Genomic DNA, 8,948 nt, shown 5'->3' on the forward strand with positions numbered 1-8,948 from the left:
GGCCCGTCATTCACCAGAGAAACTTGCATATCCGCACCCAATACCCCTCTCTGCACACGAACACCTTGCGCCTCGGCCATTTCTCCAAATATCTTATAAAGCTCTTGCGCTCGCCCAGGCTCACTGGCCTCTGAAAAGCTTGGCCGCCGCCCCTTTTTTGTATTCGCTGCCAACGTAAACTGGGAAACCAGCAATAACTCACCTCCTATATCCCTTAGGCTTTTGTTCATTCGACCAGCTTCATCCTCAAAAATACGATAGCCCACTACCTTTTCAAGCAAAGCCTGTGCCGAAGCTTCAGTATCTTGCTTCTCAACGCCCAGCAATAACAAAACCCCTTTAGATATCTCCCCAACCACTTCACCAGAGACCTCGACCGAAGCAGAGCTTACCCGCTGAATCAGACCTTTCACTTTTCTCTCCCAAGCTTAATTAAGCATAATCCTTTAATATGTCATATCGATGACCCACAAAAAAGCCCGCCTCCAAATATGGAGGCGGGCTTAATTATTAAGCTACTTTCTATACAGACTATACAGAAGCTTACTTCTTATTACGCTTTCGCTCAGTCTCGGTAAGAAGCTTCTTACGAATACGAATGCTTTCTGGCGTTACTTCAACCAACTCATCATCTTCGATAAACTCAAGCGCCTGCTCTAGCGTATGCGTAATCGGCGGAACCAAGGTCAAGGCCTCATCGGTACCCGATGCACGAACGTTCGTTAGCTGCTTACCTTTGACCGTATTAACAACCAAGTCATTAGAGCGTGAGTGAATGCCGACAATCTGACCTTCATAAATATCAACACCAGGGCCTAAGAATAAACGGCCACGCTGCTGAACAGTAAACAACGAATAAGCAGTGGTCTTACCTTTGACCATACTCACCAACACACCGTTCTGACGCTCAAAAGAGCCACCAGACTTCACTTCGCCATAGTGATCAAAGACACTCGTCATGATGCCTGAACCAGAAGTCAGCGTCAGGAATAATCCACGGAAACCGATCAAACCACGAGAAGGGATAACAAACTCAAGACGCACACGCCCTTTACCATCCAACTCCATATTGGTTAATTCTGCCTTTCGCAAACCCATTGCTTCCATCACAGGCCCTTGATGCTGCTCTTCAACATCAATTACAACCATCTCATACGGCTCGTGAATCTGGCCATCAACTTCTTTCTGGACAACTTCAGGGCGCGATACCGCCATCTCAAAGCCTTCACGACGCATTGTTTCAATCAATACAGAAAGGTGTAATTCACCACGACCCGAGACAACAAACTTGTCCGGCGTATCACCTGGCGCCACTCGTAATGCCACATTGTGAATAAGCTCTTGATCAAGACGATCCTTAATATTACGCGTCGTAACAAACTTACCTTCCAAGCCCGCAAAAGGAGAATCATTCACCACGAAGGTCATACTTACGGTTGGCTCATCTACGTTTAGTGCTGGCAAAGCCTCTACACACTCCGGGTCACACAAAGTATCTGAAATACCTAAGCCATCAATACCATTGATACAAACAATATCTCCGGCATTCGCCAGTGGCGTCTCAACCTGCTCAAGCCCCATATGAGTTTTGACGTTAAGCACCTTGCCTTTACGCTCATTACCCTTGGCATCTTTAATAATTACTTGCTGATTTGGCTTCAATGTTCCGCGAGTAATACGACCTACACCAATAACACCTACGTAGCTGTCGTAAGCCAATGCAGACACCTGCATCTGGAACATTCCTTCAGGATCTACATCAGGCGCTGGCACTTGTTCTGTGATCATCTCATACAGCGGCGTCATATCGTCAGCCATATCCTCAGGGTCTGAACCAGCAATACCATTCAGCGCCGACGCATAAATAACAGGGAAGTCTAACTGTTCATCCGTCGCACCCAAGCTATCAAACAAATCGAAAACCTGATCCATCACCCAGTCTGGACGAGCACCCGGGCGATCTATTTTATTGATTACAACAATAGGACGTAAACCCTGCTCAAACGCTTTTGAAGTCACAAAGCGAGTTTGAGGCATCGGCCCATCAACGGCATCAACCAACAGCAATACCGAGTCAACCATCGATAATACACGCTCTACTTCGCCACCGAAGTCAGCGTGCCCAGGTGTGTCAACGATATTGATATGATAGTCATTCCATTGAATGGCTGTATTTTTTGCCAGAATGGTAATACCGCGCTCTTTTTCCTGGTCATTGGAGTCCATGATACGCTCAGAACCTTCGTCCCGACGTTCGAGTGTACCCGATTGGCTTAACAACTTATCTACAAGCGTCGTTTTACCATGATCAACGTGAGCAATGATGGCAATATTTCTTAATTTCTCTATCACAATACGGGTACCTGTTATCCTGAAAAGACTAAATCCAAGACTTAAATTAAAAGTAACTGAATATAAATTGGACGCGAATTATACAGAAAGAACGTCATATTAAAATGCAGTAAACAAATATTTTACATTTTAGTTTTTTACTGTCGCACCATTTTATTGCACTAAACAGCATGAAGCACCGCTATGGTGCGCATTACATCGTAAAAATCCACTGATACTCCCTTCCAGCCACCTATTTTCAAGCACTTACAAATAATCAAAATTGGCAAACATATTGCACACTGACATAGAAAAACTAATGTCAACAAATAATTGGGGAATAATGAAGATAGTTCTGCTATCCTTCATTTTTTCCTCTTCCAGGCTGCCCAGCAAAGGCGTCTGACAACTTGGACGGTACTTGAAATATAAATAGTATTTGAAAAGTTTGTTTAGACTGGTTAGGCCGGACACCTGCTGCGAAAATCGCTAGGCACTGCGCATGTCGCAACTTGAGTGTGACAATTTAGTGCAGTGCTCGGCACTTGAAATAACATGAAACAAACCTTTGTTTCGAATACGTCCAAAAATGGAGAAATTAGAATGTCAGAGAAAACTCTCGGCCTAATCAAAGAAAACGAAGTCACATGGGTCGACCTTCGCTTCACAGATACTCGCGGTAAAGAACAACACGTAAGCATTCCATCTTCTGAAGTTGACGAAGACTTCTTCGAAGAAGGCAAAATGTTTGACGGTTCATCAATTGCTGGCTGGAAAGGCATCAACGAATCAGACATGATCCTTATGCCTGAAGACGCTACAGCAGTACTTGACCCGTTCACAGAAGAAAGCACTTTGATCCTTCGTTGTAACATCGTTGAGCCTTCAACTATGCAAGGCTACGAGCGCGACCCACGCTCTGTTGCGATCCGTGCTGAAGAATACTTGAAGTCTACAGGTATCGCTGACTCTGCATTGTTTGGTCCAGAGCCAGAATTCTTCGTATTTGATGACGTTAAGTGGAAAGCCGACATGAACGGCGCTATGTACGAAATCAACTCTGAAGAAGCTGCTTGGGGTAGCCACGCAGAATTCGAAGGCGGTAACATTGGTCACCGTCCAGGCGTTAAAGGCGGTTACTTCCCAGTACCACCAGTTGACTCTCTACACGACCTTCGTGCAGCAATGTGTGCAGCGATGGAAGCAATGGGTCTAGTAATCGAAGTACACCACCACGAAGTTGGTACTGCTGGTCAGTGTGAAATCGGTGTTGGCGCTAATACACTAGTAAACAAGGCTGATGAAGTTCAGATCCTTAAGTATTGTGTACACAACGTTGCTCACGCTTACGGCAAGACTGCGACATTTATGCCTAAGCCAGTAGTTGGCGATAACGGTTCTGGCATGCACGTTCACATGTCTCTTGCAAAAGATGGCGTTAACGTTATGGCTGGTGACGGCTATGCTGGTCTATCTGATGAGTGCCTATACTACATCGGCGGTATCATTAAGCACGCTAAGACTTTGAACGCTTTCACTAACGCTTCTACTAACTCATACAAGCGTTTGGTTCCAGGCTTCGAAGCACCAGTTATGTTGGCATACTCTGCACGTAACCGTTCTGCTTCTATCCGTATTCCATACGTAAATAGCCCGAAAGCACGTCGTCTGGAAGCTCGCTTCCCAGATCCAACGGCTAACCCATACCTAGCGTTCTCTGCGCTACTAATGGCTGGCCTTGACGGCATCCAGAACAAGATCCACCCTGGCGACCCAGCTGATAAAGATCTATATGACCTTCCTGCTGAAGAAGCTGCTGAGATCCCAACAGTTGCTGCTACGCTAGAAGAAGCACTAAACGCTCTAGAAGCAGATCACGAATTCCTAACTAAGGGTGATGTTTTCACTGAAGACATGATCCAGGGTTTCATCGATCTTAAGCGTGAAGAAGTTGAGCTATTGAACATGACAACTCACCCAGTTGAGTTTGAATTGTACTACTCTCTATAAGTACGATGTTCTATAAGCTATCATCACAGATAGCCTAACCTGCGCATGTAGGTTCAGAATAAAAGCCCGTTAATGGCAACATTAGCGGGCTTTTTACATTTGATCACAAAATCCGCCCGCCATAATCTAGACAAACACTCATAATACTCTTAGTGTATTAACTCACTGTATTAATTGTACAACCGGAGTGCATTCATGTCGGCTCAGCCTAGCCTGTTAGTATCAACCCGCCTTTTTTCTAGCCAAGTGCTTGAACAGGCTCATGGGCAAACTACAAACACCGACATTAACAAGACAAGTCCGGACGTACATCCATCCATACTACTTAATGACATATTCCCTCCACGAGAAGCTTCGCTGAACCTTGAACAGCTCGACACAGCATCGAACCAAGCACTGCAAGCCAAGGCGACACTCAAGAAGCTGGAACATGAGCTATCGAACGCAAACGAGCAACAGTTAAACGATATTGCCACCCTACAAGACAGCATCATTAACGACGAAGATTTTGATTTCTCTCTACTCCCCTCCACTGCAGCCGGGTACGAAGAAAGCCCCACCCAGCTTAACGGAGAATTTTCCAGCCCACCTGGCGAGAGTTTTTCCAGCAATGCGTATGTAGAAACAAGTACCGCCAACTCAGCGAAGCAAAGCAAATACGAAGTAGCCAGTTTAGACGAACAAAATAGTGAACAAGTCAGCACTTCAACTGCCATACTGCCTCACACAGAAGCAGAGATAGATCATTCCAGCAAATCCCTTGGAACTCTGCACCGAAGCACTACTGAAGACATTCACTTTGAAGTAAGCGGCCAAGTTGATACACACTATGAATTTGACGAAACCAGTCATGAAACAGCTTATGGCCAAATCAATTACAACAGCGACGGCAGCTGGCAATACACGCTAGACAACAACACTTCGAAAATTCAAGAACTGGGGGCAAACGACTCCCTTATCGACAGCATCGACCTAATCAGCAAAAGTGGCGACAAATTTACCCTCAATATCACCATACATGGGATTAACGACAGCGCAACAATCTCTGGCGACAAGAGCGCTGAAGTTTCAGCACTAAGTAACTATAGCCCTGGTGAAAGACCCGAAACGATCAGCGGCACGCTTACTGTTAAAGACCTCGACCAAGATGAAGCCCAAATGCTGGCTGAAGACATGGTTGAAGGCGCATACGGCTTTGTAAGTATTTCCGCTAGTGGCGAATGGACTTATTCGCTCAATAGTGAGTCAGACGCAGTAAAAAGCCTTCATCAAAACGACACTTTGCATGACCTAATCCCGCTAAAAAGCGTGGACGGTACTAATCAACTTCTCAAGATCACTATTTTTGGCGCCGATGACAAGCCTTTTTTAAGCGGTGACAACTCTGAAACGATCGACTTAGCCACTTCAACTTATGCCGAGCAGAAGCTAAACATCGATGATCCTGACTTTGGTCAGTCTCACTTTATAGCAGCCGAAGACATTGCCACACGCTCTAACTATGGCACTGGTAGCATTGATGAACACGGCAACTGGCGATACGAACTAAATACTAACAACCCGAAAGTCATCTCTTTGGGTGAGAAGGAACGCTTGTTTGACACATTTGTTGTCGAAAGTGTTGATGGCACGACACAAACAGTCATTATAAAGATTGAAGGAAGTGATCAGCCACTCTTTGCCAACAACAGCTCCAGCAAGCCAGAGACCCTAGAGTTAAATCAAGTTCTACATGATGACACAGAGAACGACCTAGAAAGCGTATTCGGAAAGGCTAACTCTAGCCATCAGTCCACGGGCGAGACCCTAGACAATGCCAATACAAGTGCAAGCGAGATTTTACAGCAAATTACTCAGCAAAATCTTCAAGACAACAACCTCATTACTTAAGAGAGTTGAAACTCTAGGCACTGTAAAGTGTAAACGCAGCACTCGAACTGACTTATTGAAAAACAGATTGCGACCAGAGCATGGCTTAGTCGTGCAGACACCAGAAGAAAACCTTGGTACCAAGTATGAATTTGGTCGAATAGTATGCTTTAACGGACGTTGAAACGATTTGAACTTCCAGAACTTCCTGGGTTACCTTATTCTAAAATTCATCCCCCAAGGAATGCTCACCACAGTAGTCATCCTCGCGTAGGCGGGGATCCATTGTTTTTGACCGAAAACTTATTAATTCGATTACTTCTGTAGCTTCAAATGCTGCCTATTAATCAAGACACTGGATTCCCGCCTACGCAGGAATGACTGGTTTTTTTTTGGGGGGGGGCTTGAGCGTCAACTTAGCGAACTTTCAAGGCTTTGATATTTTGTTTGGTCATGTCGCGCTCTGTATTACAAGCTGTAAAATCGGGTTTGAGCCGATACATATAAAGCTAGAGCGTATCGCCCTCCGATAATATAGACACATTCACCTGGCCCAATTTTTCTCTCAGCTTTTCTCTATCAACAAGCTTAGCCTGTACTGCGCTAGGCAGTTCGGTAAACAAAATAATACCTTTCTGCACCAGCAAGGAGATGAGGTCTTCCGTCACTCTGGCCAAGTCAGCATCGCTATCCTGTAACGCTAAAAATAAAGCCTCCTTTTCTTGCTGATCCATCATCATGCCCTTTCGTCCAGGAACTTAGTTACTTTAGGGGATATCGTAATATTTTGAGACAAGTGATCCAGCAAACTACCCTGCAGGTACAACAGCTCATACTTAATCAAATACAAGTCATATCGCGCCTCACTACTTAAACGCTTAGCATTTAATAGTTCATTCTCGGCATCCAGCAGATCAATCAAGCTTCGCTGGCCAATATCAAACTGCTTAATGTAGGCTCGCTTGGTGTTTTCTGCCGATTCTGCATAATCCTGAAGTAAGGCGTAACGAGTCGATAAACTCTGGTAACGATGCCAAGCCTGCTCAGCCGCTAAGCTTAACTCACGCTGCGCATCTTCCATGCGATACACTGCCCGCTTAACACGCAGAGCAGCCTTATTCTTAGCCGCTGAGTCTCGCCCACCGTTGAATAAGTCATATTGCATACGCAGCATCACAAAAGCATCATTATTTCGCCCTTTAACACCATCAAGGTTATCATTCCAACTCGCACCAGATTCCAGATAAATCGAAGGTAAATTAGTAGACTTCGCTGCCGAACGCTCAGCCTTGCTCGCTCGAAGCGCTCGCGCTTCAGATAATAACTGAGGATTCTGTGAGGGCACCTCTTCCAATAGCTGTTCCAGCGAATTTGGCATCGATAACAAGCCTGGACTAAAAGCCAAAGATAAAGCAGGCCTTGAGCCTACAACTCGAAAATAAGCCGCCTCAGCCGCTCTAAGCTTAGCCTTTGCTGCCTCGACATTTGCCAAAGATAAAGATAAACGCGCACTGACCTGACTTACCTTGGCTCGGTCATCTTTTCCCAAACGAGCTCTCATACCCACGTCTTTCGCAATCCGTTCATGAGTTTGCAGGTTCGCAATATGATCCTCAAGAGCAAAGTTCGCACGCATAACATCCAAATGCGCCTGCACAGCATCATAGGCTAGCGTTTCTGCCTGAGAGCGCATCGCTAGACGTCGTGCCTGCCCCATCTCTACGCCGCTTTCACGCTGCCAATGAGTTTGAAAGCCATCAAATAACATTTGCCTTAAGGCAAGTGAAGCTTCTCGGCGCTCCATTTGTTCAGAGCCACTTCCCGTCAATGACCTTGTCGAAGTGTTATTACTATGCTCACGCCCGACACCTAGAGATAAAACAAGCTTAGGTAGAAACGCAGACTCCCGTTCCTCGATGTCCGCCATCTGAGCATACAACTCGCTGACCATTGCTTTAAGTTGCGGATGACTGGCTAAGGTTAAGCTCACGCTCTCCTGAATGCCACGAACTGCCGAAGCTTTCTTAGACAGCCCTGGCTCATCTATAGTGTTCGAGAAACTTGAATCTAGCTCTTGGGAAAAAACAGGGGCCACGCTAAAACAGCCTGTGACAGCTAAGCACAAGAACAAGCGCGAAAGAAACTGCATTTTATTATTGCCTCTACGTTAACAACCAAACTGGTTGCTACTTATTATTATCTATCCGTAGATAAAACCCTGAAAAGTTGCATAGTGAGCAAGTCAAAACTTACTGTTCGGTCAGCGCAACCTGCCGGGCTTTTAATATTGGTTTCAAGAGATACGTCAGCAAGGTTTTCTTCCCTGTCAGAATATCTACTTGGGCAATCATACCAGGAATAACCGGAAGGAGCTTGTCTCCGAACTTCAAGTTATTATCTCGCGTCTTGACGCGTACCAGGTAGAAGCTATCACCTTGTTCATTTGTACTGGAATCAGCACTAATATGAACCAGCTCAGCTTCGAGCCCTCCATAAACCGTGAAATCATATGCGGTGAATTTTACCATTGCTTTCTGTCCAGGGTACAGTCGTGCAATATCGGCAGGGCGGACTTTTGTCTCAATTAGCAAAGCATCCTCCATCGGGACAACACTCACCAAATCCATTCCCGGCTGAATAACCCCACCCAAGGTGGTCACCATAAGCTCTTTAACGATACCATTAACAGGCGATCGAACCTGGGTTCGGTCAACCCTATCCTCCAATACATCGTGACC

General features: G+C 45.6%; 7 protein-coding genes. 2 read left to right on the plus strand and 5 right to left on the minus strand.

Features of this window, described 5'->3' with window-relative positions:
• On the minus strand, positions 1 to 413 hold a 413-nt coding region (gene dtd / locus A3756_RS07970), incomplete at its 3' end, for a D-aminoacyl-tRNA deacylase (protein WP_068553264.1).
• Between the two features lie 130 nt (positions 414 to 543).
• Positions 544 to 2,352 (minus strand): translational GTPase TypA, encoded by a 1,809-nt coding sequence (gene typA / locus A3756_RS07975; RefSeq protein WP_068510231.1) that lies wholly within the window; start codon positions 2,350 to 2,352, stop codon positions 544 to 546.
• A gap of 582 nt (positions 2,353 to 2,934) precedes the next feature.
• On the opposite strand from typA, the gene glnA reads away from it, so the two are divergent.
• On the plus strand, positions 2,935 to 4,341 hold the full coding sequence (gene glnA, locus A3756_RS07980; protein ID WP_068553266.1) for a glutamate--ammonia ligase: 1,407 nt from the start codon (positions 2,935 to 2,937) through the stop codon (positions 4,339 to 4,341).
• A gap of 195 nt (positions 4,342 to 4,536) precedes the next feature.
• Positions 4,537 to 6,231, plus strand: a complete 1,695-nt coding sequence (locus A3756_RS07985; protein ID WP_068553267.1) for a VCBS domain-containing protein — start codon at positions 4,537 to 4,539, stop codon at positions 6,229 to 6,231.
• A gap of 488 nt (positions 6,232 to 6,719) precedes the next feature.
• Here the strand turns inward: A3756_RS07985 and A3756_RS07990 are convergent, their stop codons facing one another.
• From A3756_RS07990 to A3756_RS08000, 3 genes are all read right to left on the minus strand, one after another.
• Positions 6,720 to 6,950, minus strand: coding sequence for a hypothetical protein (locus A3756_RS07990; RefSeq protein WP_156490360.1), 231 nt, complete (start codon positions 6,948 to 6,950; stop codon positions 6,720 to 6,722).
• On the minus strand, positions 6,947 to 8,305 hold the full coding sequence (locus tag A3756_RS07995) for a TolC family outer membrane protein (RefSeq protein ID WP_197481249.1): 1,359 nt from the start codon (positions 8,303 to 8,305) through the stop codon (positions 6,947 to 6,949). The genes A3756_RS07990 and A3756_RS07995 overlap by 4 nt, the downstream gene beginning before the upstream one ends.
• 154 nt (positions 8,306 to 8,459) lie before the next feature.
• Positions 8,460 to 8,948: HlyD family efflux transporter periplasmic adaptor subunit (locus tag A3756_RS08000; RefSeq protein WP_156490361.1), on the minus strand; the 489-nt coding region annotated here is incomplete at its 5' end.

The sequence above is a fragment of the Oleiphilus sp. HI0086 genome (assembly GCF_001635225.1).

Excerpts from the sequence above, each read along its gene's own strand:
- glnA (WP_068553266.1), top strand. The coding sequence starts at position 2,935 with ATGTCAGAGAAAACTCTCGGCCTAATCAAAGAAAACGAAGTCACATGG.
- A3756_RS07985 (WP_068553267.1), top strand. The coding sequence starts at position 4,537 with ATGTCGGCTCAGCCTAGCCTGTTAGTATCAACCCGCCTTTTTTCTAGC.
- A3756_RS07990 (WP_156490360.1), bottom strand. The coding sequence starts at position 6,950 with ATGATGATGGATCAGCAAGAAAAGGAGGCTTTATTTTTAGCGTTACAG.